The following is a 25,938-nucleotide window of genomic DNA, read 5'->3' as shown; positions in this document are numbered from 1 at the left end:
AGGATGGGGCTTCCCTTCGCGTGGGGAACTGGAGAGACTGCCGGGGTGACCACCTTCGAGATTCGTGCGGCGCGTTCAGGGGACGGCAGCGGTGTGGCGAAGGCTTGGCAGGACTCGGCGGAGTTCTACCGGCAGATCGCGCCGGACTGGTTTTCGGCCGCCGCGCAGTGACGGCCTCGCTCGCTGGCTGGAGGGCAAGCTGGTGGGCGGCGGAGCGGACAGGCTGGCCTTCGTCGCAGACCAAGATGGTGAGGCGGTCGGGTTCGTCCATGCGGCTCTGTCGCTGCCGGACGAAGACGCCGACCGCCAGGTCACCCGGGATCCGGGAACGCGCCGTGTGTCCGTGAACGCGCTGGCGGTGCCTGAGCAGCCGGCGGCCGTGCTCGCGTGCGATGCCGAGTCCTGACGAACCCCGCGAGGAGGCCGCCCCGCGCCGGCCGCAGGCGTCCTCCGGCCCCGACCCCCGTCCCTCCAAGGATGACTTGCGGAGTGTTGCCCTTAACGACCTGCGGATAAGGGCAACACTCCGCAGGTCAACGTAGGGTGCGCTTCCCGTACTACAGGTCGAGCCCGCCGCTCTTGATCCGGCCGATCAGGTCGCGGAACGCCGCTGGCGTCACCAAGTGCATCGGACCACCAACGTCCTTGCTGTCACGGATCAGCACGGTCTCAGTGGCGCTCGCCACCTCGACACACTCCTGGCCGCCGCCGCTCGACTTGCTGCTCTTGCGCCAGATCAACCTAGATGGCTCCATGTGTCTCACTCAATCAATCTTGCGAGGTATGCGCCAGTTGCGACTGTGCTCTGGGCTGCATCGCGCAACCGGTGAAACCTGGTCAGATATCGTTCAAGCTCATCCTCTTCCTCCATCATGCGGTCGTCGATCGTGGTTTCGAGGAACACGATGTCGCGTTCTGAGGGCTCTGGGAACTTCAAGTACGAGAAGGGTTCGCTTGTCCCTGGATAGAGGCCATCAACTAGGAGGAGAAGTTGGATGTCGACATTGGGCCTGGTCGAGGCGTTGATGAGGTGACGGATCTGTTCTGATCGGACTGCTGTGTCCTTGATCCGGACCAACGCATTCTCGTCGATCAGCGCGTGGAAGCGGCATGGGGCCGACTTCCGCGAAATGATCTCCTGACGCTGTGTCCGGGCGGCGACATGGCGTCTGATCTCAGCATCGTCCTGTATGCCTGCCAGGCGTGTCACCGCCTCGATATACCCGGGTGTTTGCAAGAGGCCGGGTATGAGCGTGGTCTGGAACGTGAAGATCTCGGAGGCGCCCGCTTCCAGACCCACGTAGTCGTCGCGGAACACGTCGTTGTACTTGCGCCACCAGCCGCGCTGGCGGGCCTCCCGGGTGAGCTTGATCAGGGCTTCGGTGTCCGAGGGGCCCACACCGTACAGCTCGCAGAGATCGGCGACCGAGTCGCTGTTGGGGTCGACCCACTTCGCCTTCTCGATGTAGTTGAGCTTGGACGGGCTCCAGCGGAGGCGCTTGCAGACCTCGCTGGTGGTCATCCCGCACTGCTCGCGCAACTCGACGAGTTTGCGGCTCAAAGCGCGCTTCTTGATCGTCGGGCTGTAGCCGCTTGCCTGTATCGAAGGCATTTGTCCAGATCTCCACAAGATCGAATCATGGATTTTCGAGAATCTAACTTGAATCCCTTGATGCTTCGAGTTCTTGAGAGCAGTATCTAGCCCGTAACGCAGCGTTCGCAGCCGATTACGGAAACGATCTTGCTGCTTCGGACATAGACCCCTCGCGTAGAGGAGACCCCCATGGTTCACGGCCATCTCCCCGATCTGGTGCTCGGCGGGTGTTCGGCGTGGCCGCTGCCCGCCGACGAGACCTGCGCCGGTGTAGCCCGCGCGCACCTTCGGGTGGCGCTGACGGCGGCGAAGGTGCCGGGCGAACTCGTCGAGGACGTCACGCTCGCGGCGTCCGAGCTGGTGACGAACGGCCTCAGGCACGGCATCGGCGGCGCGTTGGGCCGCGCGGAGGCGGCGCCGGGGCGGCGCGTCCTCGAACTGTGGGCCTACCACCGGGTCACGCCGGAGAGCCAGCTCGTGTTCAAGGTGTTCGACCCGAAGCCCGAGTGGACGCGTCCCGGGAGGACGGACGGCGCGTGGGCGGAGAACGGCCGGGGAATGGCGGTCGTCGACGCGCTCTCGTCGGCGTGGGGCTGGCACCGGACGCGGTCCAGGCTGGGGCCGCTGCCGGTACCGGGCAAGGCGACCTGGTTCTGCGTCCCGGCAGCCCGGACGTGCGCGCCCCCGGTGCCCCCGCTCCCGTGGGAGGCGGCCGTGGTGCTGCGCCGGCTGCTGATCGCCAGGGGGCTGCACGGTACGCGCTGCCACCATGGGTCCGACCGTTCGGTGGTCGCGGTGCGGGGCCTGGCGGTCTGGTCCGAACCGCCGGGCGTTTTCCGGTGGCGCGTCCGGCCGGGAACGCGGAACGCCTACGCGTGCAGGCCGTTCGCGGATCTGCACGATGTCGCCGACGAGGTCGTCTGCCACCACGAGCGCGGTGTCGTTGCCGGAGACGGTGTCCGATGACGGCTCGTCCCGAAGAGTCGCTCGTCCGGGAAGCACGGGACGCGGCCCTCTCCGTCCTCGCGCGGGGCGACTCGGCTGCCGAAGCGAGCCGGATTTTGGCCGGTGCGGTGGCCGTGCTTGCCGACGTCCTGGACGCGCATCGTCCCACGGGGGCGGCGACGTGTCCGGCGTGCGAGACGGCGGCGCCCTGCCCGACCATGCGCCGCGTCGCTGCTGCGCTCGTCTCGCACGGGGCCCGCCAGGGCGCTCTGCTTGACCGCGGTGCTGCGTGGGCGTGTGCGGACGCGCACTTCAACCGCCCGTCCACGGGCGGCGCGCGTCGGCTCGTCTTGCTCAGCGACCTCGGCGTTGTCTATGTCGCCAGGGGCGTGTCGGCGGTGCTGCCCGAGCCGCCGCAGGTTCCGGTGCCCGGCGGGGAGACTGTGCTGGTCCTCGATAAGGGGAGTGGCCGGATGAGTCGGTGGCCCTGCTTCCGGACGCCGACCTGATCGGCCAGTACCGGCGCTACCTGCGCGGCGAACCGATGATCCTCGGCGGGCGGCCGACCGGCGAGCGGCCTTTTCGTCCCCGGCTTCTCCAGAGGGGCGCTTGGACGATCCGCAGTTCCCCGATTCCGTGAGGCGGGCCGTGGCTGCGGCATCGTCGGGCCGTGCGCTGGACGTGGACGAGGTACCGGAGCCGCGCCGCCGGGGCCGCTCGGCGGCGCGGCCTGCGGGGTCAGGTGAAGAGGGGGCCTACCAGGTTCAGGCCGGGGTGGTTGTCCGAGGCGTACAGGACGAACAGGGCGAGGGCGCCGCCGGCCAGGGAGAGGTCCTTTAGGAACTGCTGCTGCTCCAGTTGACGCGCCTCGGGGGACTCCTGCGTCCAGAAGTCGTGGAAGACGAAGGCCGTGATGAGCAGGAATGGGACGAGGACGATGGCGGCGAGGTCCGGCCAGATGCCGAGGACGAGCAGGACCGACGCCACGAGGATGTAGGCGCCGGAGACCTGCACGGCGAGCTTGGCCATCGGCAGCTTCTTCGCGGCCGCGTAGCCGGCCATCGCGTCGGTCGCGGTGAAGTGGCCGGCGGCGGCGCCGATGAAGATCGCCGTGAAGGCGATGCGGGCGATGAGGGCGACGACGTCCATGACTGCCTCCTGGGGGAAAAGTCCGTCATGCGTCACTTGTGGCGCAGGGTGTACCCCGACTCCAAGATCGTTGAACGTTCAATCCAGGACGGTCAGTGGCGATGGTCACAGGGGACGCGGAATGGAATGCATGGCACACTGGTTGGCAAAGCATGAACGCGTGCTCCGGGGTCGGTGAAATTCCGAACCGGCGGTGACAGTCCGCGACCCGGCCGAAGCCATCGGCCGGTTGACCCGGTGGAATTCCGGGACCGACGGTGAAAGTCCGGATGGGAGGCAGCGCGCGGTACGTCCCTGTCCCAGGGGCGTACGACGATGTATGAGCGTCCCCGGAGCCCTGAACTAGGAGGCCCGGGAGATGTTCACCGGCATCGTCGAGGAGCTCGGCGAGATCGTCGCGATCGACCCCCAGGGGGACTCGGTCACCCTCGCGATCCGCGGCCCGCTCGTCACCGAGGACGCCGTCCACGGCGCGTCGATCGCCGTCAACGGCGTCTGTCTCACCGTGGTGGACGTCCGGGACGGGGTCTTCACCGCCGACGCCATCAAGGAGACCCTCGACAAGTCCAGCCTCGGCGCGCTGGAACCGGGCTCCAAGGTCAACCTGGAACGTCCCGTCCGGCTGTCCGACCGGCTCGGCGGCCACCTCGTGCAGGGCCACGTCGACGGCGTCGGCGCGATCATCTCCCGCGAGCCCGGGGAGCGCTGGGACGTCGTGACGGTCTCCCTGCCCGCCGACCTGAGCCGCTACCTCGTGAACAAGGGCTCCATCACCGTCGACGGCATCAGCCTCACCGTCGTGGAGGCCGGCGCCGACCGGTTCAGCGTCGCCCTCATCCCGACGACCCTCGCCCTCACCACGCTCGGCCACAAGAAGCCCGGCGACCCCGTGAACCTCGAGGTGGACGTCGTCGCCAAGTACGTCGAACGCATGATGGGCGACCGGTCGTGAACTGGCTCGACGCGGGCTTCGAGGTCTTCGGCGAGCACATCCTCTGGACCGACCTCGTCGGGAACGTGCTCTCGCTCGCCGTCGTCTGGCTCGCCATGCGCAAGACCCTGTGGACGTGGCCGGTGCAGCTCGTCGGCGCACTGCTGCTGCTCGCCGCGTCCCTGCACGCGAGCGTCCCCGGCAACGCCCTCAAGCAGGTGCTGTTCTGCGGCCTCGCCCTTTACGGGTGGGTCATGTGGACGCGCGGGCGGCGGGAGACCGACGTCATCGTCGTCCGGCGGGCGACCGCGAGGGAGCGCGCCGTCCTGCTCGGCGTCCTGGTCGTCGGCACGGCCGTGGTCGCCCAGCTGTTCGTCCACCTCGACTGGCTGCAGGTCGCCTGGTCGCCGTGGGCCAACGCCTACATCTTCGTCGGCAGCGCCGTCGCGACGTTCGCGCAGAGCCGCGCGCTGGTCGACTTCTGGATCGTGTGGGTGCTCGTCGACCTGGTCGGGGTGCCGCTGGCGCTCAAGTCCGGGCTGTACGTCTCCGGCGCGGTCTACGGGATCTTCTTCGTGATGGTGATGGTCGGGTTCAGGAACTGGCTCCGGGAGTCCCGGAGCACGCAAACCCCCAGGCAGAAGGCGGTGACCGCATGAGCAGCGGCAACGACACGGGAATTTTCGACTCCATCGAGGCGGCGGTCGCCGACATCGCGGCGGGACGCCCCGTCGTGGTCGTCGACGACGAGGACCGCGAGAACGAGGGCGACATCATCTTCGCGGCGGCCAAGGCGACGCCCGAGCTGCTCACGTTCACGATCCGCTACACCAGCGGCGTCATCTGCGTCCCGATGGAGGGCGCCGACCTCGACCGGCTGCAGATCCCGCTGATGACGGCGCAGAACACCGAGCGGATGCGCACCGCCTACACCGTCAGCGTGGACGCGCGCCTCGGCGTCACCACCGGCATCTCCGCCGCCGACCGGGCGAAGACGATCCGCACGCTGTGCGACTCGGCGTCCGAGCCGGGCGACCTCGTCCGCCCCGGCCACATCTTCCCGCTGCGCTACCGGGAGGGCGGCGTCCTGCGGCGGCGCGGCCACACCGAGGCCGCCGTCGACCTCGCCCGGCTCGCCGGGCTCGCCCCCGCCGGCGTCCTCGCCGAAGTGGTGAACGAGGACGGCACCATGGCGCGCCTTCCCGAACTCCAGGTCTTCGCAAAGGAGCACGGGCTCAAGCTCGTCTCCATCGAACAACTCGCCGAATACCGCCGCCGCACCGAGGCGATGGTCACCCGCGTCGTCGAGACCCGCCTGCCCAACCGGTTCGGGACGTGGCGCGCCGTCGGGTTCTCCAGCGCCATCGACGGCGGCGAGCACATCGCGCTCGTGCTCGGCGAGGTCGGCGACGGCGAGGACGTCCTGATCCGGGCCCATTCGGAATGCCTCACCGGCGACGTCCTGCACTCCGAGCGCTGCGACTGCGGAACCCAGCTGGACGCCGCCATGGAGCGCATCGCGCAGGAGGGGCGCGGCATCGTCCTCTACCTGCGCGGGCACGAGGGGCGCGGCATCGGCCTGCTCGCCAAGCTCCAGGCGTACGCGCTGCAGGACAACGGCTCCGACACCGTGGACGCGAACCTCGAGCTGGGCCTCCCGGCCGACGCGCGCGAGTACTCCAACGCGGCGCATATGCTGCGTGACCTGGGCGTACGCTCCATCCGGGTGCTGACCAACAACCCCGACAAGCTCAAGGGCCTGGACGGCTTCGGCGTGGACGTGCGCGGACGCGAGGCCATGCCCGTCGTCGTGACCGAGCACAACCGGCGTTACCTGACGGTCAAGCGGGACCGTCTCGGACACCAGATCGAGGGAATCTGATGAGCGGAGCGGGACGCCCCGAGGACAGGACCGTCGACGCCGCCGGGCTCACGCTCGGCGTCGTCTGCACCCGCTGGCACGGGCAGATCACCGACCGGCTGCTGGAGCGCGCGCTCGCGGCGGCCAAGGAGTGCGGGATCGACCAGCCCGTCGTCGCGCGCGTCGCCGGCGCGCTCGAACTGGCCGTGGTCGCCCAGCAGATGGCCCGCGACTTCGACGCGGTCGTCTGCCTCGGCGCGGTCATCCGGGGCGCCACCGCCCATTTCGACTACGTCTGCGACTCGGTGACCGCGGGTGTGACCCGCGTCGCGCTCGACGAGTCGACTCCGGTGGGCAACGGGGTCCTCACATGTGACACCATTGAGCAGGCACTGGAACGCAGCGGGCTGCCGGGCAGCTCCGAGGACAAGGGATGGGAGGCGACTGTGGCCGCACTCGACACGGCACTGACCCTGCGAGGTCTGCGGCATCACGGTCACGCCGGGCACGGCCTGGAGCATCTGGGCTCCTGATCGACCCGGCATCCCGTACGCATCCTCATCCGAAAGGCAATTCCGTGCTGTCACTCGTCCTGCCCAAGGGGTCGCTGGAGAAGGCGACCATGCAGCTGTTCGACGCCGCCGACCTCACCGTCCAGCGCACGTCGGACCGCGACTACCGCGCCTCCATCGACGACCCCCGCATCGACCGGGTCCGGGTCCTGCGCCCGCAGGAGATCCCGACCTACCTGGAGCAGGGGCTGTTCGACCTCGGCATCACCGGCCGCGACTGGATCACCGAGACCGACGCCGACGTCGTCAGCCTCGGCGAGCTGAAGTACTCCAAGGCGACCGCCAACCCGGTCCGCGTCATCATGGCGGTGCCGGACGGCGCGCCCTGGCAGTCGGTGGCCGACCTGCCGGAGGGCGTCCGGATCTCCACCGAGTTCCCGGCGATGACCAAGCGGTTCCTCGAGGAGCACGGCGTGAAGGCCACGGTCGTCCCGTCCTACGGCGCGACCGAGGCGAAGGTGCCCGACATCGTGGACGCGATCGTCGACCTCACCGAGACCGGCTCGTCGCTGCGCAAGAACGGCCTGCGCATCCTCGACACGCTGCTGACCAGCTACACCGAGCTGGTCGCCAACCGCGAGGCCTACGAGGACGCCGAGAAGCGCGCCGCGATGGAGGACATCGCCCTCCTGCTGCAGGGCGTGATCCGCGCGCGCGGCAAGGTGCTGCTGAAGCTGAACGTCGCGCAGGCCGACCTGCGGAACGTCCTCGACATCATGCCCGCGATGTCGTCGCCCACGGTGACCTCCCTCGCCGGCGGCGAGTCGAACGCCGTGGAGTCGGTGGTCGCCAAGCGCGGCGTCAACACGCTGATCCCGGCGCTGAAGGCGGCGGGCGCGCACGACATCCTCGAGATCCCCATCGCGAAGATCGTTGACTGAGACTCCGGCACTGCCGACCGTGTGGCGTCCCCGCACCACCCGGATCGTCGCCTACATCACGGCGGGCGTGATCGTGCTCGGCCTGATCGTGCTCGCCGTGGTGGTGCCGGAGCAGTACAAGCTGTTCGACCGCGTCCTGATGGTCGCGTTCGGCGCGGCCGTCGCGTGGATCCTGCACATGCTGGCCCGCTGCCGCGTCGCCGCCGACGAGTCCGGTGTGACGGTCGTCAACGCCTTCAACACCCGCCGCCTGGAGTGGCCGCAGATCCTCGACGTCACGATGAACGTCGGCGACCCGTGGCCCACCCTCGACCTGGCGGACGGCACCTCCATCGGCGCCATGGGCATCAACGGCGCCGAGAAGGCCCTCGCCGCCCGCCAGCTCGCCGAACTCCAGTCTCTCCTGCGCGCCAGGGGCGAAGCCCCCGACCCCGCCTGACCGTCCCCGATCCAGGCCTTGTTCTAGGCTGTTGCCAGGACCAGGGCAACGCTCGTGTGCAAGGGTAAGCGCATGAGCGCTCAGAGTGTCGAAGCGATCGCAGAAAGTGGTCACATGGACGCCGCACCGCTGCCAGACTGGGTGTTCCCCCCGCCGGACGGTTTCACCGCTGACGACTTCCTGCGCATGCGCGGTCTGCCCCGGCACACCGAGCTGATCGACGGGAGCCTGGTCTTCGTGAGCCCGCAGCGGATGTGGCACTCCTGGGTCCTCAGCCTGCTGTCCATCGAGTTGGACGACCAGGCGCCGTCGGAGTTGCGGGCCGTGCGGGAGATGTCGGTCAAGCTGGCGAAGCGCCAGGTGCCCGAGCCCGACGTGTCAGTCGTCAGGGCGGAAGCCGTCGATCCCCTGCGCACCTGTTTCGAGGCGGAAGAGGTCGTGCTCGCGGTGGAAGCCGTCTCGCCGAGTTCGGAGGAGTTCGACCGGGACACGAAGCCGCGCCGGTACGCGGCCGCCGGGATCAAGCATTTCTGGCGGGTGGAGCTGGAGGAGGAACGGACTGTCGTCTACGTGTACGAACTCGATCGCGCCACAAGGTCGTACCTCCTCACCGGAATCCATCACGACCGGCTCAAGCTGACCGTGCCGTTCGACATCGAGATCGACCTCACCGCCGTCGGCAAGCGCACACGGTGACCACGGGCGGCGCCCCCGCGTTCGGTGTCCGGGGTCTCACAGGGCGGTGAACAGGGTGACGGTTCCGGCGCCGATGAGGGCGACGGCCCAGACGCGGTCGAGGTTGAACCAGGCGCGCCGCAGCACCGCCAGGCCGACGATCTCGTAGACTAGCACCGCGATGACGCCCGCCACGGCGAACATCGACAGCGTGTGCACGGCCGTCACGAAGATCCCCGTGGACAGGGCGCTGCCGGACGACGACGCCAGCCCGTGGTCGTGGCCCGCCGGGGCCGTCCCGGACGCGGTGAGCACGGGCAGCAGCATCAGCCCCGCGCCGTGCACCGACGACATCAGGAACGACCACCCGGCGAGCTGCCACAGCGAGATCCGCATCCCGACCCAGCGGAAGTGGCGCCGCGACAGCAGCCGCCACAACCCGAAGCCGACCAGCAGCGCGCCGCCGCCGATCGCGACCGCCTGCGTCGCGACGACCGACCGGGTCAGCGCGATGAGGACCGCGACGGCGCCGACGGACGCGGCGTGCCCCGCGGCGATCGCCGGGAGCGACTGCAGGACGAGCGCCCTGCTGCGCTCCTGGAGCCCGCGGGCCACCGCGAACAGCCACCCCATCGCCGGATTGAGCCCGTGGAACGCCCCGAGCACCACGAGCGCGGCGAGCGACCCGTCGCTCACGGGTAGCAGTAGGAGTCTGAGGAGGCGTCGCCGCCCTGGAGGCGGGTCTGGTGGGGGCGGCGGCCGCGGAAGGCGTCGCCGTTGGGGAAGAAGCGCTCGTCGAAGGCGAAGCCGTCCGGGGTGGAGTCGAGTTTCGCCATCCACGCGCCGACGCCGTCGGGGTAGAACTGGTCGTCCCACGAGCCGTAGAGCGAGTTGGTGACGTAGACGCGCCGGCCGTCGCGGCTGATCTCGACCATCTGCGGGCCCCCGGCGAGGGGGCGGTCCGGTGCGGACGGGTGCGGTGTCCTGTTGACGATGCCGCCGATGCGGACGGAGCCGGCCTCGACGGGGTTGAACGGGTCGCTGACGTTGTAGCGCTTCAGTTCGCCGGTGCCCCAGCAGGAGACGTACAGCCACTGGTCGTCCACGGACAGGTCGATGTCGGTGACGAGCGGCGGCACCGCGCCGAACGGCTGGATGACCGGTGGGAGGTCGGCGGGGTCGGCGGGTTCGGCGGGGATGGTGATGACCTTGGTGGCGGTCCAGGCGTCGCCGTCGCGGTGCCAGACCCAGACGGACGCCGACAGGTCCTCGACGTTGACGACCACGCCCGCGAAGCCGTACAGCTTGGTCGGGTCGTGCGCGGGGCGCAGCTCCAGCACCATCTGGTGCTCGTCGCCGAGGTCCACGGTCTGGACGTGCTTGCGCTTGCGCAGGTCGAAGAAGTTCAGCGCGTGCCCGTACTTGCGGCCGAGCAGCAGTTCGCCGACGACGCCGTCCTCCACCATGGACGGGGTGCCCCACTCGGACGTGACGAGGACGTCGTGCGCGATGTGCCACCACGCGTCGTAGGCGAGGTACTGCGGGCCCCGGTCGACCTCCCAGCGGCCGAGGACGTCGAACGAGGTGTGGTCGAGCAGCGCGATGCCGCCGGGCCCGTCCTCGCCGTTGGCGCCGCCGAGCGCCGTCAGGTAGAGGCCCTCGGGCCCGCAGTGGACGGTGTGGGGCCGCGAGTACCCGGCGCGCTTGGCCAGCTCGTCCGCCTCCAGCACCTTGACGATCTTGGGGGCGGTGGGGTCGTCCTTGGTGTCGATCACGTACACCCGCGACGACCGCAGCCCCGGCACGATGAGGTACCGGCGCTCCACGTGCGGGTGCGGCGACCCGGGGCACAGCGCGCTGCTGCACGCGTTCCACCCGAAGTGGTGCAGCTCGTCGCCGAGGTAGGGCAGTTCCGTCCAGCCGACCACGGACCCGTAGGACGAGGAGCCGGGGTCGACGTCCAGCACCGCGACCGCGTCGGGCTTCGCGGCGGCACGGTCGAAGGCGACCACGTAGGCGAGCTTCTCGGCGGGGGCCGAGGCCGCGTCGCGGGGGGAGGCGTAGAAGGTCGGATCCGGCTTCCACAGTGCCATGGTCGTCCTTTCGTGCGGGCTGCGTCGGGGCTTGCAGGGGTCGGGGGCTTGCAGGGGGGGTCGTTCAGGAGACGGTGACCGGGTGCCGTACGACGGCGCCGAACAGGTAGCCGAGGGTGTTGTAGGGGGCGTTGAAGGGCTGGGACGTGCCGGTCTCGTCGGTGGCGCGGGCCAGCAGTTCGTGGCGTCCGGAGGCGTGCGGCCTCCAGGGGAACTCCCAGCGCGTCCAGCCGCGCGGGTCGGGGCGGTCGAGGAGGCGGGCGCGGCGCCAGGTCGCGCCGCCGTCCACGCTGACCTCGGTGCGCCGGATCCGGCCGGTGCCGGACCAGGACCGGCCGCGCAGGACCTGCGGCCCGGACGGAAGCGGCGCCTCCCAGGGCAGCTCGAAGGCCGACTTGACGTTCATGCGGGTCAGCGGCGGCGACCCCTCCGCCGGGTAGCCGGGCCCGAAGAGCCGGTAGAAGCGGGTGTTCCACGGGGAGAACAGGGGTTCGGCGGCCACCTGGACGTCGCCGAGCCACTTGATGGACGCGATCCCCGTCCAGGACGGCACGACCAGCCGGACGGGGTACCCGTGGTCGGGCGGCAGCGGGGCGCCGTTCATCTCGTAGGCGAGCAGGACGTCCTTCATCGCCTTGGCGACGGGGAGGGGACGCCGCACGCGGCCGAGGTTCTCGCCCTTGTCCACATAGTCAGCGTCCAACCCGCGCGGCAGGATGTCCACGGCCTCACGGGTAAGACCTGCGAGCCTCAGCACGGTCGAGAGCCGGACTCCGCGCCAGCGCGCGACGCCGACCGCGCCGAGCTTCCAGGGCGTCCCGGAGACCTGCTGGCCCTGCTGGGAGGCGTAGAACCCGCGCGCGTTGCCGGTGCATTCGATGAAGGCCGTGATGGTCTCGGCGGGCAGCCGGAGCAGGTCGCCGTAGGAGAACTCGCGGGGGCGGTCCTCGGCGGGGGAGCCGTGCAGCCCGGTTCCCCAGAGCTTGAGCCGCCAGGTGCGCGCGTCGATGAGCGGCGTCGCGACGTGGTTGCGGACGAAGAACCGGTCGGCGGGGGTGAGCAGGCCCTGGCCGCGCATGGCGTCCCACCGCATCTCGGCGTTGGTGCCGTGAGGGATGAACAGCTCGGGGGGCAGCGGTTTCACGATTCCCGTGGCGCCGTCGGCGGCGGCGGGCGGCGCCACGGCGGCGGGGACGGCGAGCGCGGCGCCGGCGCCGGCCGACAGGCGCAGCATGCCCCGCCGGGACAGCGCGCGGACGTGCTCGTAGGCCCCCTCGTCGGTGAGGTCGGGTTCCTTCCGGTTACCGGATCGCATGGTCCGATGCTCGCGGGCGGCGCCCGCAAAGTCAACTTTCCCTACCTATTTCATATGAATTGTCCGGCGGTGGAGACGGCCGCGAAAACGCAAGAGCGCGGGCCATGTGACTTGCGTCTCCCGCCGAGTAGCCTCGATGCCGTGGGGGAGACGGCGTCGATGACCATGGACCGGGTCGGATCGCCCGCGGAACTCGCGGGCCTGCTCGACCGGCACGCCTACCTGTGCGACGAGGGGCTCGCCACGGCGTGCTTCCTCGCGCTGCGGATGGGCCGGCCGCTGTTCCTGGAGGGCGAGGCCGGCGTCGGCAAGACCGAGCTGGCCAAGACGCTCGCGCGGGGCCTCGGCGCGCCGCTGATCCGGCTGCAGTGCTACGAGGGCCTGGACGCCTCCCAGGCCCTCTACGACTGGGACTTCCCGCGCCAGCTGCTGCACCTGCGCGCCGCCGAGGCGGCGGGCGTGAGCGACGTGTCGCGGCTGGAGGGCGAGCTGTACGACCGGCGGTTCCTGCTGGCCAGGCCGCTGCTGCGGGCGCTGGAGACCGCGCCGAGCGTCCTGCTGGTGGACGAGCTCGACCGCGCCGACGACGAGTTCGAGGCGTTCCTGCTGGAGGTCCTCAGCGACTTCACGATCACCGTCCCGGAGCTCGGCACGATCCGCGCCGAGCGCCCGCCGGTCGTCGTGGTCACCTCCAACCGCACCCGCGAGGTGCACGACGCGCTCAAGCGGCGCTGCCTGTACCACTGGCTGGAGCACCCGTCGTTCGACCGCGAGGTCGCGATCATCAGGCGGCGGCTGCCGGACGCGGCCGAGCGGCTCGCCGGGCAGGTCGCCCGCGCCGCGCAGCGGATGCGCGAGGCCGGGCTGCTGAAGCCGCCCGGCGTCGCCGAGACCCTCGACTGGACCGAGGCCCTGGTGGCGCTCGGCGTCCGCGAGCTCGACCCGGCGTCGGCGGCGGTCACGCTCGGCGCCGTGCTCAAGTACCGCGAGGACCAGCAGCGCCTCCTCGGCGGCGGGCTCGAGGCCCTGCTCAACGGGGGCTGAGCCGTGCGGCGGGACGTCACCGAGACCCTGGTCGGGTTCGCCCGGACGCTGCGCGCGGCGGGCGGCGCCGCCGACCCCGAGCGCGTCCAGGCGATGCTGGCGGCGCTCGACCACCTCGACGTCCTGAACCCGAACGACGTGTACTGGGCGGGCCGGCTGACGCTGTGCGCCGACCCCGACGACCTCCGCCGCTACGACCGGTGCTTCGCCGCGTACTTCTCCGGCGCGACGGCGCGGCCGGGCCGAAGGACGCCGCCGCCCGTGGTCGTCCGCCGGATGGCGGTGCCGGACGCGGGCGCGCGGGGCGGCGCGGAGGAGGACGGCGACCTGACGACGGCCACGGCCAGCGAGGCGGAGGTGCTCCGCGACCGGGACGTGGCGCGGCTGAGCGCCGCCGAGCGCGCCGAGGTCGCCCGGCTCATCGCGCTGCTGGACGCGGGGGGCCAGCGGCGCAGGTCGCGCCGGTTCACGCCCGCGTCCTCGGGGCGGCTCGACCCGGCCCGGACGGTCCGCGAGACGCTGCGGCGCGGCGGCGAGACGTCCCTGCTGCGGCACCGGACGCACCGCACCCGGCCGCGCCGCGTCGTGCTGATCGTGGACGTCAGCGGGTCGATGAGCCCGTACGCGGACGCGCTGCTGCGGTTCGCGCACGCCGCCGCGCGGTCCGGCGGCCGGAGCGTGGAGGTGTTCAGCGCCGGGACGCGGCTCACCCGCCTCACCCGCGAGCTGCGGCACCGCGACGCGGACGCGGCGATGGCGGCGGCGTCCGCCGCCATCCCGGACTGGAGCGGCGGCACCCGGCTCGGCGAGGAGCTGAAGGAGTTCCTCGACCGGTTCGGGCAGCGCGGCCTGGCCCGCGGCGCGGTCGTGGTGATCGCCTCCGACGGCTGGGAGCGCGGCGACGCGGCGCTGCTCGGCGACCAGATGGCGCGGCTGAGCCGGCTCGCGCACCGGGTCGTGTGGGCGAACCCGCACAAGGCGCGGCCCGGGTACGAGCCGCTGACGGCGGGGATGGCGGCGGCGCTGCCGCACGTCGACGACTTCACCTCCGGGCACAGCCTGGCGGCGCTGGAGGAACTGGCCCGCATCGTCGCGGGCACCGCGGGAAAGGGGAGCGCTCATGCGTGACGTGCTCGGCGACATCGCCGGCTGGTACGCGTCCGGCGAGACGTTCGGTCTCGCGACCGTCGTGCACACCTTCCGCAGCGCGCCGCGCCCGCCGGGCGCCGCGATGGCGGTGTCGCCGGGCGGGGAGGTGGCGGGCAGCGTGTCCGGCGGCTGCGTGGAGGGCGCCGTCTACGAGCTGGCGCAGTCGGTGCTGGAGACGGGCGTGCCGGTCGTGCAGCGGTACGGGGTGAGCGACGACGACGCGTTCGCCGTCGGGCTGACCTGCGGCGGCATCCTGGACGTGCTGGTGGAGCCGGTCGGCCCCGCCACGTTCCCCGAGTTCGCCGAGGTCGCGGCGGCGATCGAGCGGCACGAGCCGGTCGCGGTCGCCACCGTCGTCGCCGGCCCCGGCCGGATCGGCGCCCGCCGCGTCGTGTGGGCCGACCGCGCCTCCGGGTCGCTCGCGCCGGGCGAGCCGCACGCCGCGCGCCTGGACGCGGCGGTGGACGACGACGCGCGCGGGATGCTCGCGCAGGGCCTCACCGGGCAGCGGCACTACGGGCCGGAGGGGGAGCGGCGGCTGGACGACCTGTCGGTCTTCGTCCACTCGTTCGCGCCGCCGCCGCGGCTGCTGGTGTTCGGCGCGATCGACTTCGCGGCGGCCGTCGCGCGGGTCGGCGCGTTCCTCGGCTACCGGGTGACGGTCTGCGACGCGCGGCCGGTGTTCGCGACGCCGAAGCGGTTCCCCGAGGCCGACGAGGTCGTGGTGAAGTGGCCGCACAAGTTCCTGGAGGAGGAGCGCGGCACCATCGACGAGCGCACCGCGATCTGCGTGCTGACCCACGACCCCAAGTTCGACGTGCCGCTCCTGGAGGTGGCGCTGCGCACGGACGCCGGCTATATCGGCGCGATGGGCTCGCGCCGCACCCACGACGACCGGCTCGCCCGGCTGCGGGAGGCGGGGCTGACCGAGGCCGAGTTGGGGCGGCTGCGCTCGCCGATCGGCCTCGACCTCGGCGCGCGGACGCCGGAGGAGACGGCGGTGTCGATCGCGGCGGAGCTGGTCCAGCTCCGCTGGGGCGGCTCGGGGCGGCCGCTCACCGACACCAGCGGCCGCATCCACGCCGACGCGCCCTGACGGCACTACCCTCGCGGGATGACGTTGCACCGCGCGGAGTCCCCGGCGGGCCTGCTGCTCGCGGCGGGGGAGGGCAGCCGGCTCGGGCGCCCCAAGGCGACCCTGGAGCTGGACGGCGAGCGCCTCGTCGACCGCGGCGTCCGCACGCTGCGGGACGGGGGCTGCACCCCGGTCCTGGTGGTGGCGGGCGCGGCGCAGATCGAGGTGATCGGCGCCGTGGTCGTCCCCAACCCCGGCTGGCGCGACGGCATGGGCTCGTCGCTGCGCACCGGCCTGGCCGCGCTGCCGCCCGGCTGTCCGGCGGTGGTGGTCGCGCTCGTCGACCAGCCGCTCGTCACCCCGGCCGCGGTCCGGCGGCTGGTCGCCGCGTACGAGGCGGGCGCCGGGATCGCGGTCGCCACCTACGGGGGAGCGCCGCGCAACCCGGCGCTGCTGAGCGCGGAGCACTTCGCGGGCGTCGCGGAGGCGGCGGTCGGCGACCGGGGCGCGCGCGGCTACCTGCGCGCCCATCCGGAGCTGGTCACCCCGGTGCCGTGCGACGACGTCGCCGCGCCCGACGACATCGACACGCCGGAGGACCTGGCGGCCTTCAACCGCCGCGAGCCTCGGTGACCGCGCGCTCGTAGGCGAGCAGCGTGTCGATGAACAGCCGGCGCTGCGCGGGCGTGAGCGGCTCCAGGGCGGCGCGCCAGGCGCCGGCGCCCCGGCCGAGCCACCCGTTGATCGCGGGCAGGTGCTCGTCGGCGACGCTGACGATGGTGCGGCGCCGGTCGGCGGGGTCCTCGCGGCGCAGCAGGATGCCCTGCCGGCTGAGGTCGCCGACCATCAGGCTCACGGTCGCGGGCGCCACCTCCAGCCGCGCGGCGAGGGCGTTCACCGTCAGCGGGCCGTCGAACAGCAGGTAGGCGAGCAGCGACAGGTGCCGGGGCGCGAGGTCGAAGGAGGCCAGCTCGGCCGGCACCTTGATCTTCTTGGCCGCGGAGACCAGCCGCGGCATCAGCAGCAGCATCGTCCGGATGCCGTCGTCGACGTCCGGCCCGGCGCTCTCTTCGGTTGACATTGGCTCTGCTTCCAAAATAGCTTTGCTATCAAAGCAAATGAGGCGCTGATCGCGTCCAGGATAGGAGGCCGCGTCCATGAGCGACTGGAACCGGCAGGTCATCGAGGAGTTCCGGGGCAACGGCGGGCGGGTCGGCGGCCCCTTCGAGGGTGCCGACCTGCTCCTGCTCACCAGCACCGGCAGGAAGACCGGCGAACCCCGCACCACGCCGCTCGGCTACATGGCGGACGGCGACCGGCTCCTCGTGTTCGCCTCCAACGCGGGGCAGCCGCACGACCCGGCCTGGTACCACAACGTCCGCGCCGACCCCCGCGTCACCGTCGAGGTCGGCACCGAGACCTTCGAAGGCGTCGCGCTTCCCGTCGAAGGCGAGGAACGCGACCGGCTGTACGCGCTGCAGGGGGAGCGCGTCCCCGCCTACGCCGAGTACCAGCGGCAGACGAGCCGCGTCATCCCGGTCGTCGCCGTCCACCGCGGCCACCTGGAAGGACGGGGCGCCGCCATCGGCGACGAGCTGATCAGGATCCACGACGACCTGCGCGCCCGCCTGGCGGACCTGCGCGCCGACGTGGACGCCTTCTACGCGGGCTCCCGCGACGTCCCCGACCTGGGGCGGCAGCTCCGCGAGCACTGCGTCTCCGTCTGCGGCGTCCTCGGCGAGCACCACGACAACGAGGAGGGGCGCGCCTTCCCCCGCCTGGAGGCCGAGTTCCCCGGCCTCGCCCCGGTGATCGGCAGGCTGCGCCGCGAGCACGTCGCCGTCACTGCGAACCGGCTGCGGCTCCAGGCCATGCTGGACGACCCCGGCTCCCGCGACCCCGGCCGCGTCCGCGCGGAGCTCGACCGGATGACCGCCGAACTCGACGCCCACTTCGCCTACGAGGAGGAGCAGCTCCGCGCCCTCATGAACGCCGTCGGCCCGCTCTGGAGGCGCCCCTAGGACGCCGGGAGGACGCTCTCGTCCAGCGCGCCGCAGTCGACCGCGCGGCGCAGCCGGGCCGTGAGCGCCTTGATCGTGGCGGGCTCGTCCAGGAAGCCGCTCGCGCCGGCCGCCGCCTGCTCGTGCCACGCCCGGACCCGCCCGATGACCTCGTCGGCGCCGGTCAGGTGGAACGCGTACACGGCCGCGTACCGGCTCGGCAGGTGCGCGGGGTGCAGGTCCCAGCCCTGGTAGAAGCCGTGCGCCAGCGAGTGCCTGACGTGCGCCGCGTGCGCCGCCCACGCCGCGTTGACCTCGTCCGGCCCGTCGTTGCGCGGGACGACGTTGGTGGAGCCGTCCGACAGCCGCACCCCGGTGCCGGCGAGCGACACCTGCATCAGGTGGCGGGCGAAGTCGCAGGCCGGATGGTCGAGCCGCTGCTCGTGCGGCGGCAGCCCCAGCGCGGCGGTGTAGTCGAACACGCCGAAGTGGGCGGCGGTGACGCGGCCCTGCGCCGCCTCGACGAGCGCGCCGAGCCCGACCCGCCCCTCCGCGTGGTCGATGAGCGACTGCGGCGTCTCGACCTGGAGCTCGAACCGCAGGATGCCCTGCGGCAGCCCGAGCGCGCCCTCCAGCCGGTCGAGGAACTCGGTGAACAGCCGGACCTGCTCCACGCTCAGCACCTTCGGGAAGGTGATCGTGAACCCGCCGGGCAGCCGGCCGAGCCGGTCGCGCAGCGCCGTGAGGAACCCGTCCAGCGTCCGCATCGCCCGCTCATGGCCGCCGTCGGCGAACGACTTCACCCGCAGGCCCCAGTAGTGGGGGAGGCCCTTCACCTGGTACGCGGCGGCGACGGCCTCCACGACCTGGTCGACGTGCGCGTCCTCCTCGGCGTCCGGGCGCACGCCGTAGCCGTCCTCGAAGTCGATCCGGACGTCCTCGACCGGCTCGGCGGCGAGCTTGGCCGCGACCCGCTCCCGCACCGGACCGGCCAGCTCCGGGTCGAGGCCGAACGCGGCGCCGAACGACCCGGCGCCGGGCGTGTGCGTGTTCAGCAGCCGCAGCGCCTCCGCGCCGAAGTCGGCGGGCGTCGAGCGGGAGAACCGGTCGGCCGGCACGTACACGGTGTGCACCGGCTGCCGGCCCTCCGCGCCGCCGGGGAAGCGCTCGCCGTGCGCGTCGCGGGCGGCGGCGATGCGCGCGGACAGGTCGTCGAACGAGGACACACTGAGGTTCACCCCGCCATGATCCCCCAACGGCCGCCCGCCGGGGAACCGCTCGCGGCGGATCGGTCCCGCCGCGATCGGTCCCGCCGCGATCAGTCGCCCGCGATGATGCCCCACGTGCCGTGGAACTCCGCGCCCGGCTCCAGGTGCACGAGGCCCTCGCCGGACGCGAACGCGTTCGGCGGGCACGTCATCGGCTCGACGCCGAGGCCGCCGCGCGGCGTCGGCGCGTTGTCGGCGGTGTAGATCTCCATCCACGGGTGCGCCTCGTCGGCCCACAGCCGGACCGTCCGGCCGCCGCCCGACAGCACCACCCAGACGCGGCCGTCGCCGTCGCGGTTCAGGTCGGCGAACGCGTTGTCGATCCGCCGGTCGCTCAGCAGCGGCCCGGTCCGCAGGTCGTACCGGGTGCCGGTGACGTCCTCGGACGGCCCCGACGGGATCATCCGGTCGTCCACCGGCACGTACCGGTCGGCGAGCAGGTGGACGGTGCAGGCGTCGATCGGCTCGCCGACCGTCAGGTAGGGGTGCGCGCCGTGCCCGTACGGCGCGGTCCTCGTCCCGGGGTTGCGGGCGGACATCCGCACGTGCAGCCCGGTCGCGGCGTCCAGGGTGTACTCGGCCTCCAGGTCGAGGCGGAACGGGTAGCCGCCCGTCGCGAGCAGGCGGTGGGTCAGCCGCACCCGGTGCGGCTCGTGCTCGGCGGCCCGCCAGGACGCCCACCGGACCAGGCCGTGGATCGCGCAGTCGCGTTCGGGCTCGGACACGTCCAGCTGGTGCTCGGCGCCGCCGTAGGCGTAGCGGCCGCGGTCGATCCGGTTCGGCCACGGGACCAGCAGGTGCCCGAACGCGGCCGGGGCGGGCTCGTCGGCGCCGTGCGACAGCACCAGCGGGCGCCCCTCGTGGGTCAGCTCCCGCAGGCTGGCGCCCGACTCGGTGACGACGGCCTGGTACGGCCCGGCGCTCAGGGCGTACTGCTCTCCGGTGATCGACTCGCTCATGACCGGGACGCTACCCCCTGGGGCCGCCGCTACGCGATCTCCGCGAGGGCGTGCAGGGCGTCCGCGAACACGTTCGGCGGCGGTTCGACGAGCCCCGCTCCGACCTGGCCGGTGCCGGCCTCCCGGCCCGCGATCCCGGTGTCGATGACGGGCAGGATCCCGGTGCGGACGACGCGCGCGGCGTCGATGCCGACGGGGGTGCCGCGGAACGACAGCAGCGGGATCTGCAGCGCCGGGTGCTCGGCCGCCGTGATCTCGTACATCCGCTGGGTGGCGGCGACCGCGTCCGGGACCTCGCCGCCGACGAACCGGACGATCGCGGGCGCGGCGGCCAGCGCGAACCCGCCCGTCCCGGCCGTCTCGGTGATCGCCGAGTCGCCGATGTCGGGGTTGGCGTCGTCCGGGCCGTAGTCGCCGAGGTACAGGCCGTCCGGGACGCCCGCCGGGCCGGTGAACCAGCGGTCGCCGGTGCCCGACACCTGGATGCCGAAGTCGGTGCCGTTGCGGGCCATCGCCGTGACCAGGCTCGACCCGGGGACGCCGCGCGCCGCGTCCGCGCACGCCTTCGCCGCCGCCATCCCCGCGTTCAGGAAGAAGTGGTCGTTGCCCGCCGCGAACCGCAGCGCCTCGGCGGCCCGGTCGCGGGGCACCTCCTCGGCGGCGATGAGGTCGGGCGCCAGCTCCCGCAGCAGCAGCGACGTCGCCGCGCGGTTGCGGTTGTGCAGCTCGTCGCCCATCTGCAGCGCCTGCGCGATGACCGACACCAGGTCGAGGGGGCCGTGCCGCCGGACGGCCGCCCGCAGCGCCGGGCCGAGCACCTCGCCCATCCACGTCAGCCGCTCGATCACCTCCGGCCCGTACGCGCCGTACCGCAGCACCTTCCCGAGCCCCTCGTTGAGGGAGCAGTAGGCGGTGCCGCCGTGCTCGGCGTCCTCCACCACGAACATCCACATCGACGGGCTGACGACGCCCGCCATCGGACCGACGGTCGCGTGGTGGTGGCACGGTTCGAGGACGGCCGCGCCGCGCTCCAGCGCGTGCCGCGCGCCGAGCGGCGTCTCGGCGAGCCCTTCGAGGAGCATCGCGCCGATGAGCGCGCCCCGCATCGGGCCGGACGCGCGCTCCCACTCCAGCGGCGGGCCCGCGTGCAGGAACGTGCCCGGCTCCAGGCCGAGGACCTCCCGCGCCGGGCGCACGTCCACCAGGTGGGGGCGGGCCGTCACCATGCGCCGCACGGCGCGGGCGTTGGCGCCGGCGTGGCCCGGGTCGGCGAGCACCGCGGCGAGCGCCGCCTCCGTCCCGGCGGGCGGCGGCCGCCAGTCGACCGCCCGCACCGGGACGGCCTGCTCGGCGAGCGCGTCCGCCAGCACCCGCACGCCGGCGGTGACGACGCGCGGCTCGCGGGTCAGCAGCCCGCCCAGCCGCTGCTCGGTCATGCCGGAACCCCTTCCACGGTGCGCAGGGCGTGCCGGGTGGCCGCCGCGTTGGAGGCGAACACGTCCGCGCCCGCCTCGCACAGCGCCGCGGCCTGCCGGTCGCGGCCCTGCGGGTCGGCCGGCGTCCCGCACAGCGACACCACGACCGCGAGGTCGGGCCGGTCGCGGACGGCGGCGGCGACGGCCGGGGCGAGCGCGGCGGCCGGGTCGGCCTCGGCGCCGTACCCGAGCACCACGTCCAGCAGCAGGACGCCGCACGCCGGGTCGGCGGCCTCGGCCCGCAGCGCCTCCAGCCGCAGCGCCGGGTCGATCATCGGGTGCGCGCGGCCCCGCGTGTAGGCGTCGTCGCCGAAGTCGGTGAACCGGTGGCCGCGCGCCTCCAGGTCGCGGCCGAGCGCCGCCGCGGCGATCATCGCGGCCTCGTCCCGCAGGGTGCCGCCCGCGAACAGCCCGCGCAGCGCCCGCGCGCCCGCCGGGCCGGGCGGCACGGCGGGGCGCCGCGCCGCGGTCCAGCGCGGCCACTCCGGGACGGCGCGGCCGAGGGCCGTCAGCACCTTCTCCGCGGCCCGGGTCAGGTCGTCCTCGCCGGGCACCGGCAGCGCGAACACCACCGGGGTGTCCAGCCGCCGCGCCGCCTCCCGGATCAGGTCGAGGACCTGCGGTGCGGGCGGCTTGGACACCAGCACGATCAGCTCGGTGCCCGGGTCGGCGTCCAGCGCCGCGAGCGCCGACAGCGCCGACCGGCCGCTCACCTCGGGCGACAGGTCGCGGCCGCCGACGCCGAGGACGTGGCTCACGCCGGTGCCCGCCGCGTCCAGCAGGCACATCAGCTGCTGCGCGCCCGTCCCGGACGCCGCGACGACGCCCACCGGCCCCGGCCGGACCGCGTTCGCGAACCCGAGCCCCGCGCCGCCGACCACCGCGGTCCCGCAGTCGGGGCCCATCACGATCAGGCCGCGCCGCGCCGCCGCCTCCTTCAGCGCGATCTCCTGGGCGAGCGGCACGTTGTCGCTGAAGATCATCACGTTGAGCCCGGCGTCGAGCGCGTCCATCGCCTCGGGGAACACGTGCGGGCCCGGCACCGACAGCAGCGCGACGGTCGCGTCCGCGCCCGCCGCCGCCGACCGGGTCGTGCGCGGCGGCTCCGGGGCGCCGAGCAGCCCGCCGCCGGCCGGCGGCCGGGACGCCTCGGTCAGCAGCCCGTCGAGCGCCTCCCGCGCCTCGTCGAGGACGCCGCCGTCCGCCCGGATCGCCACGACCAGGTCGTCGGGGCCCGTCCCGTCCGGGACGGCGAAGCCCATCCGCGCGAGCATCTCCCGGTTCAGCTCGGTGCCCATGGCCACCATCGCCCCGGCGACGCCGGGCCGCTCCGCCAGCCGCCGGCTGACCCGCATGAGCGTGACCGAATCGTGGTAGCTCCCTCGCCGCACCTCGACCCAGTCGTTCATGCGCGCCCCCTGCGGAGGTTCGACCCCCCGCACCCCCCGGTTCGCTGCGCTCATGCAGGAACCCTCGGAACGTCGACGACGTCGGGCGCGGTCAGGGCGAGTGCGGCGCGGCAGCCCGACAGGACGCCGTGCGCGAGGTCGGTGCCGGAGGTGTGCCCGATCGACAGCAGCCGCCGGACGGCGCCCTGGCCCGCGCCGCCCGGTGGTTCGTGGCCCGCGACGAAGCGCAGCACGGCCGCGACCTCGGCGCCGGCGCCGCCCGCCGCCGCGCAGTGCAGCAGCGTCGCGGCCAGCGCGGTCGTGCGGGTGCCGGCGTCGGCGGTGACGGCGGCGCCGAGCCAGTCGGCCAGCCGCACGGCCGCGTCGCCGTGCCGGACGGCGCCGCCGACCAGCCGCAGCGAGACCAGCACGCCGCACAGGATGTCGTCGCCGGACGGCGTCAGCCCCGGCCCGAGGCCGACGATCCGCTCGGCCGCCTCCACCGCGCCCGCGAGGTCGCCGGCCGCGCACGCGGCCGCGAGCGCGCCGGGGTCGGGATGCCCGTCCAGGCCGCCGCGCACCGGCTCGCCGGCGGCGAGCACGCCGGCCGCGGCCAGCTCCGCCTCCAGCGCGCGGACGCCGCGGGCGAGCGCGGCCGGGTGCGGCACCGCGAGCGCGGGCGAGGGGTCCCACCAGCGGCGGACGCGCACGCTCAGCCCGTCCGCCTCCACCCGGCCCTCGCCGACGAGGGCGTCCCCGCCCTCGCGGACCGACCGGAACGGGTGCTCGCGGCGCGTCGCGACGACGACCACCGCGTTCGGCAGCCGCCCGGCGTCGGAGGTGACGACGGCGAGCACGCGCGGCTCGGGGCCGCCCCGCATCTCCAGGTACACCGCCGAGGGGAACACGGCGATGACGCGGGCCGCGCGGCGCGGCGGGTCCAGCAGCGGGCGCAGCGCGAGGCTCGCGGCGCCGGCGGCGTGCGGCCGCCGCCGGGGTCCGGCCGGGAGCGGGATGGGGTCGCGGACGAGGGCGGTCACGGATCCTCCCGAGGCCGGTGTCGGCGGCCGCCCGGCGCGCGGGCGGCCCGGCCTCGCGACGACGGTAGAACGGCCCCCGCGGCGGTCGTATGGAGAAAGCTGCCAAGGATGGTTGTCATCGTTCGTCTTTGTTGTCATTTTTGATCAGGAACCGGTAGCGATCACGTCGTCACGGACGATGTACGCACCAAAAGCGAGGTGACCCCTGGCATGAGCTACACCACAGCCGATCCGGGCCCACCGGCCCTGCGGCTCGCGAGTACCGGAACACTGACCTACGGCCTGTCGGTGGGCGAGGTCCTCGGCGTCAGCACCCTCAACGGCGCCCGCCTCATCGCCGGCCGTGCCGGCCTCGACCGCGTCGTCCAGCGGCTCAACGTGATGGAGGTCCCCGACATCCTGTCGTGGGTCAAACCGAACGAGCTGCTCCTCACCACCGGCTACCCCCTCCGCAACACCCCCCAGTCGCTCGACAACCTGGTCGCCGACCTCGACGAGCGCGGCCTCGCGGCCCTGGCCATCAAGCTGGGCCGCTACCTCGACTCCCTTCCCGCCGAGATGATCGCGCAGGCGGACCGGCGCGGCTTCCCCCTGATCCTGCTCCCCAACGACGTCGGCTTCGACGACATCCTGAACCAGGTCCTGACCGACATCCTGAACCGGCAGGCGGCCGTGCTCGCCCGCACCGAGGAGGTGCACCGGGCGCTCGTGCAGATCGTGCTGTGCGGCGGCGGCCTCCAGGAGGTCGTCGACGAGGTCGCGACCCTGCTGGACGTGGCGGTCGTGGTGCTGGACGGCGAGCAGCGGGTGCTCGCCGGCGCCGGGCCCGACGAGCACGTCCAGGCGATGCGCGCGTTCGACGCGGGCCGGCACGCCGCCTGCGGGCGCGGCGGCTGCGGCGTCATCGGCGCGCACGGCACCGGCGACCACCTGGTGGTGCCGGTGATGGCCGGTGGCTTCGACCACGGCCGCATCGTCGCTTTCAGCCCCGGCGGCACGCTGCGCGGCACCGACCTCGGCATCCTGGAGCGCGCCGCGACCGTCGCGGCGCTGGTGGTGACCAAGCAGCAGGCGGTCGCGGCGGTGGAGAGCAAGTACCGCGCCGACTTCCTGCGCGACATCCTCGCCGGGCGGGCCGGCGAGGACGCCCGGGTCGTCGCGCACTGCGGCGGGTTCGGCTGGGACCTGGACCGCCCGATGATGGTGGTCGTGGCCGAGCTGGACGGCCGCCCGCGCGGCGCCGAGCCCGAGGGCAAGGGGCGCGCGAAGGCCGCCGAGCCGGACGGCCGGGGCCGCGGGGCGGAGGAGCGCTCCGCGCAGGAGCGGCTCGCCGCCGCGTGGACGACGGCCGTCCGCCGGCACGACAAGGGCGCCGCGGTCGCGAGCTTCGCGCACGAGGTCGTCGCGGTCGTCGGCGCGGACGGCGGCGACCCCGCCGAATGGGCGGCCGGGCCGGTGCAGGCGATGGTGAAGGAGGCTTCGTCGATCTTCGCCGAGCACCTGCCGGTGCGGCGGACGTTCTCCACCGGCATCAGCCGGACGGTGGCGTCCCCGGCGGCGCTGCCGGAGGCGTACGAGCAGGCGGTGAAGGCCGTCCGGGTCGGCCGCCAGCTGAACGGCGCGGGCGCGCGGGCGCACTTCGACCAGCTCGGCGTGTACCGGCTGCTCAGCCTCGTGTCGGACCCGGACGAGCTGCACGCGTTCGTCCGCGAGACGCTCGGCGACCTCGCCGCCGACGACGAGCCGGAGCTGGTGGACCTGCGCAGGACGCTGCAGGTGCTGCTGGAGACCAACCTCAACGTCGCCGAGACGGCGCGCCGGCTGCACTTCCACTACAACACGCTGCGGTACCGCATCGGCAAGCTGGAGCGGATGCTCGGGGCGTTCACGGAGGACGCGCATCTGCGGCTCAACCTCACCCTCGCTCTGCACGTTCTGCGCATGCGCGGTATCTGAGCGTAGTGCACCGGGGCGCACACCGGCCGGTCCTCTCAATCGGCGCGGCGGGGTTTGGCAGAAGTCGCCGATGCCCGCCTGTCAGGGTAGATCTACCTTGCCCGCATGAACGCGCTCGGCTGAGCAGGA

28 protein-coding genes and 1 riboswitch are annotated in these 25,938 nt (G+C 73.2%); of the genes, 16 read left to right on the top strand and 12 right to left on the bottom strand.

The genetic code is table 11. The features are described 5' to 3' along the window. Positions 1 to 45: 45 nt before the first annotated feature. Both ACGFI1_RS02030 and ACGFI1_RS02025 read left to right on the top strand, forming a co-directional pair. Entirely contained in the window at positions 46 to 171 is a 126-nt protein-coding gene (locus tag ACGFI1_RS02030; RefSeq protein WP_392782055.1) for a hypothetical protein, read from the top strand. Positions 172 to 202: 31 nt separating this feature from the next. Next, a complete protein-coding gene (locus tag ACGFI1_RS02025) occupies positions 203 to 406 on the top strand; it encodes a hypothetical protein (protein ID WP_392782053.1) in 204 nt (67 codons plus the stop codon). 151 nt (positions 407 to 557) lie between these two features. Here ACGFI1_RS02025 and ACGFI1_RS02020 read toward each other — a convergent pair whose 3' ends face one another. Next, on the bottom strand, positions 558 to 740 hold the full coding sequence (locus ACGFI1_RS02020) for a DUF397 domain-containing protein (RefSeq protein ID WP_392782051.1): 183 nt from the start codon (positions 738 to 740) through the stop codon (positions 558 to 560). A 20-nt stretch (positions 741 to 760) separates the two neighbouring features. Further along, a complete protein-coding gene (locus ACGFI1_RS02015) occupies positions 761 to 1,612 on the bottom strand; it encodes a helix-turn-helix domain-containing protein (protein ID WP_392782049.1) in 852 nt (283 codons plus the stop codon). Positions 1,613 to 1,783: 171 nt separating this feature from the next. On the opposite strand from ACGFI1_RS02015, the gene ACGFI1_RS02010 reads away from it, so the two are divergent. Next, the gene (locus tag ACGFI1_RS02010) at positions 1,784 to 2,560 is read left to right on the top strand and encodes an ATP-binding protein (protein WP_392782045.1); all 777 of its coding nucleotides are present in this window, start codon (positions 1,784 to 1,786) and stop codon (positions 2,558 to 2,560) included. Positions 2,561 to 3,277: 717 nt separating this feature from the next. Here ACGFI1_RS02010 and ACGFI1_RS02005 read toward each other — a convergent pair. Then, the gene (locus ACGFI1_RS02005; protein ID WP_392782041.1) at positions 3,278 to 3,688 is read right to left on the bottom strand and encodes a DoxX family protein; all 411 of its coding nucleotides are present in this window, start codon (positions 3,686 to 3,688) and stop codon (positions 3,278 to 3,280) included. Between the two features lie 156 nt (positions 3,689 to 3,844). Beyond that, a riboswitch (FMN riboswitch) is annotated at positions 3,845 to 3,975 on the top strand. Between the two features lie 71 nt (positions 3,976 to 4,046). Here ACGFI1_RS02005 and ACGFI1_RS02000 point away from each other — a divergent pair. From ACGFI1_RS02000 to ACGFI1_RS01970, 7 genes are all read left to right on the top strand, one after another. Next, entirely contained in the window at positions 4,047 to 4,640 is a 594-nt protein-coding gene (locus ACGFI1_RS02000; RefSeq protein ID WP_301176936.1) for a riboflavin synthase, read from the top strand. Further along, positions 4,637 to 5,278 carry a nicotinamide riboside transporter PnuC gene (gene pnuC / locus ACGFI1_RS01995; protein WP_301176935.1) on the top strand — a complete coding sequence of 214 codons (642 nt, stop codon included), beginning with the start codon at positions 4,637 to 4,639 and terminating at the stop codon, positions 5,276 to 5,278. Before ACGFI1_RS02000 ends, pnuC begins: the two co-directional genes overlap by 4 nt. Next, complete coding sequence (locus ACGFI1_RS01990; protein ID WP_392782037.1) at positions 5,275 to 6,501, top strand: bifunctional 3,4-dihydroxy-2-butanone-4-phosphate synthase/GTP cyclohydrolase II; 1,227 nt, start codon at positions 5,275 to 5,277, stop codon at positions 6,499 to 6,501. The genes pnuC and ACGFI1_RS01990 overlap by 4 nt, the downstream gene beginning before the upstream one ends. Next, positions 6,501 to 7,013, top strand: coding sequence for a 6,7-dimethyl-8-ribityllumazine synthase (ribH, locus tag ACGFI1_RS01985; RefSeq protein ID WP_392782034.1), 513 nt, complete (start codon positions 6,501 to 6,503; stop codon positions 7,011 to 7,013). The genes ACGFI1_RS01990 and ribH overlap by 1 nt, the downstream gene beginning before the upstream one ends. Positions 7,014 to 7,057: 44 nt before the next feature. Further along, positions 7,058 to 7,933: an ATP phosphoribosyltransferase gene (gene hisG, locus ACGFI1_RS01980; RefSeq protein ID WP_392782031.1), complete on the top strand. Its 876-nt coding sequence runs from the start codon at positions 7,058 to 7,060 to the stop codon at positions 7,931 to 7,933. After that, positions 7,926 to 8,372, top strand: a complete 447-nt coding sequence (locus ACGFI1_RS01975; RefSeq protein WP_392740713.1) for a PH domain-containing protein — start codon at positions 7,926 to 7,928, stop codon at positions 8,370 to 8,372. The genes hisG and ACGFI1_RS01975 overlap by 8 nt, the downstream gene beginning before the upstream one ends. A gap of 114 nt (positions 8,373 to 8,486) precedes the next feature. Continuing rightward, positions 8,487 to 9,068 (top strand): Uma2 family endonuclease, encoded by a 582-nt coding sequence (locus ACGFI1_RS01970; protein ID WP_386868861.1) that lies wholly within the window; start codon positions 8,487 to 8,489, stop codon positions 9,066 to 9,068. 36 nt (positions 9,069 to 9,104) lie between these two features. On the opposite strand, the gene ACGFI1_RS01965 is transcribed toward ACGFI1_RS01970, so the two are convergent. From ACGFI1_RS01965 to ACGFI1_RS01955, 3 genes are all read right to left on the bottom strand, one after another. After that, complete coding sequence (locus tag ACGFI1_RS01965; RefSeq protein ID WP_138639872.1) at positions 9,105 to 9,743, bottom strand: hypothetical protein; 639 nt, start codon at positions 9,741 to 9,743, stop codon at positions 9,105 to 9,107. Next, positions 9,740 to 11,140, bottom strand: a complete 1,401-nt coding sequence (locus ACGFI1_RS01960; protein ID WP_138639873.1) for a selenium-binding protein SBP56-related protein — start codon at positions 11,138 to 11,140, stop codon at positions 9,740 to 9,742. Before ACGFI1_RS01960 ends, ACGFI1_RS01965 begins: the two co-directional genes overlap by 4 nt. Before the next feature lie 64 nt (positions 11,141 to 11,204). Continuing rightward, a complete protein-coding gene (locus ACGFI1_RS01955) occupies positions 11,205 to 12,455 on the bottom strand; it encodes a sulfite oxidase (protein ID WP_392782028.1) in 1,251 nt (416 codons plus the stop codon). Between the two features lie 141 nt (positions 12,456 to 12,596). Here ACGFI1_RS01955 and ACGFI1_RS01950 point away from each other — a divergent pair, with 141 nt between their 5' ends. Genes ACGFI1_RS01950 through ACGFI1_RS01935 form a run of 4 tightly spaced genes read left to right on the top strand, consistent with a single transcriptional unit; the run spans position 12,597 to position 16,356 of the window. Next, entirely contained in the window at positions 12,597 to 13,499 is a 903-nt protein-coding gene (locus ACGFI1_RS01950) for an AAA family ATPase (RefSeq protein ID WP_435818088.1), read from the top strand. Positions 13,500 to 13,502: 3 nt separating this feature from the next. Further along, a complete protein-coding gene (locus tag ACGFI1_RS01945) occupies positions 13,503 to 14,627 on the top strand; it encodes a vWA domain-containing protein (RefSeq protein WP_386868855.1) in 1,125 nt (374 codons plus the stop codon). Then, positions 14,620 to 15,744 carry an XdhC family protein gene (locus tag ACGFI1_RS01940; protein ID WP_301178015.1) on the top strand — a complete coding sequence of 375 codons (1,125 nt, stop codon included), beginning with the start codon at positions 14,620 to 14,622 and terminating at the stop codon, positions 15,742 to 15,744. Before ACGFI1_RS01945 ends, ACGFI1_RS01940 begins: the two co-directional genes overlap by 8 nt. A gap of 18 nt (positions 15,745 to 15,762) precedes the next feature. Continuing rightward, positions 15,763 to 16,356 (top strand): nucleotidyltransferase family protein, encoded by a 594-nt coding sequence (locus ACGFI1_RS01935; protein ID WP_392782025.1) that lies wholly within the window; start codon positions 15,763 to 15,765, stop codon positions 16,354 to 16,356. Here ACGFI1_RS01935 and ACGFI1_RS01930 read toward each other — a convergent pair. After that, positions 16,334 to 16,804 (bottom strand): MarR family winged helix-turn-helix transcriptional regulator, encoded by a 471-nt coding sequence (locus ACGFI1_RS01930; protein ID WP_138637575.1) that lies wholly within the window; start codon positions 16,802 to 16,804, stop codon positions 16,334 to 16,336. The two genes, ACGFI1_RS01935 and ACGFI1_RS01930, sit on opposite strands and share 23 nt — an antisense overlap. 76 nt (positions 16,805 to 16,880) lie before the next feature. Between ACGFI1_RS01930 and ACGFI1_RS01925 the strand changes: the two genes are divergently transcribed. After that, entirely contained in the window at positions 16,881 to 17,744 is an 864-nt protein-coding gene (locus tag ACGFI1_RS01925; protein ID WP_392782022.1) for a nitroreductase/quinone reductase family protein, read from the top strand. Here ACGFI1_RS01925 and ACGFI1_RS01920 read toward each other — a convergent pair. The 5 genes from ACGFI1_RS01920 to ACGFI1_RS01900 form a co-directional block, all read right to left on the bottom strand. Further along, positions 17,741 to 18,961: a DUF6986 family protein gene (locus ACGFI1_RS01920; protein ID WP_364552348.1), complete on the bottom strand. Its 1,221-nt coding sequence runs from the start codon at positions 18,959 to 18,961 to the stop codon at positions 17,741 to 17,743. The genes ACGFI1_RS01925 and ACGFI1_RS01920 overlap by 4 nt on opposite strands. An 80-nt stretch (positions 18,962 to 19,041) precedes the next feature. Further along, the gene (locus ACGFI1_RS01915) at positions 19,042 to 19,950 is read right to left on the bottom strand and encodes an aldose 1-epimerase family protein (protein ID WP_301178019.1); all 909 of its coding nucleotides are present in this window, start codon (positions 19,948 to 19,950) and stop codon (positions 19,042 to 19,044) included. Between the two features lie 29 nt (positions 19,951 to 19,979). Then, positions 19,980 to 21,386 (bottom strand): YlbE family protein, encoded by a 1,407-nt coding sequence (locus tag ACGFI1_RS01910; protein WP_392782019.1) that lies wholly within the window; start codon positions 21,384 to 21,386, stop codon positions 19,980 to 19,982. Continuing rightward, entirely contained in the window at positions 21,383 to 22,834 is a 1,452-nt protein-coding gene (locus tag ACGFI1_RS01905; protein WP_392782016.1) for an FdrA family protein, read from the bottom strand. The genes ACGFI1_RS01910 and ACGFI1_RS01905 overlap by 4 nt, the downstream gene beginning before the upstream one ends. Before the next feature lie 50 nt (positions 22,835 to 22,884). Next, positions 22,885 to 23,853, bottom strand: a complete 969-nt coding sequence (locus ACGFI1_RS01900; RefSeq protein ID WP_392782013.1) for an oxamate carbamoyltransferase subunit AllH family protein — start codon at positions 23,851 to 23,853, stop codon at positions 22,885 to 22,887. A 210-nt stretch (positions 23,854 to 24,063) separates the two neighbouring features. Here ACGFI1_RS01900 and ACGFI1_RS01895 point away from each other — a divergent pair, with 210 nt between their 5' ends. After that, complete coding sequence (locus ACGFI1_RS01895; protein WP_301178052.1) at positions 24,064 to 25,809, top strand: PucR family transcriptional regulator; 1,746 nt, start codon at positions 24,064 to 24,066, stop codon at positions 25,807 to 25,809. Positions 25,810 to 25,938 lie beyond the last annotated feature (129 nt).

Source organism: Actinomadura geliboluensis (genome assembly GCF_043197915.1).
Lineage (GTDB): Bacteria > Actinomycetota > Actinomycetes > Streptosporangiales > Streptosporangiaceae > Spirillospora > Spirillospora geliboluensis.
The sequence above is the reverse complement of the archived record's forward strand: the minus strand, read 5'-3'. Positions and strand labels throughout refer to the sequence as shown.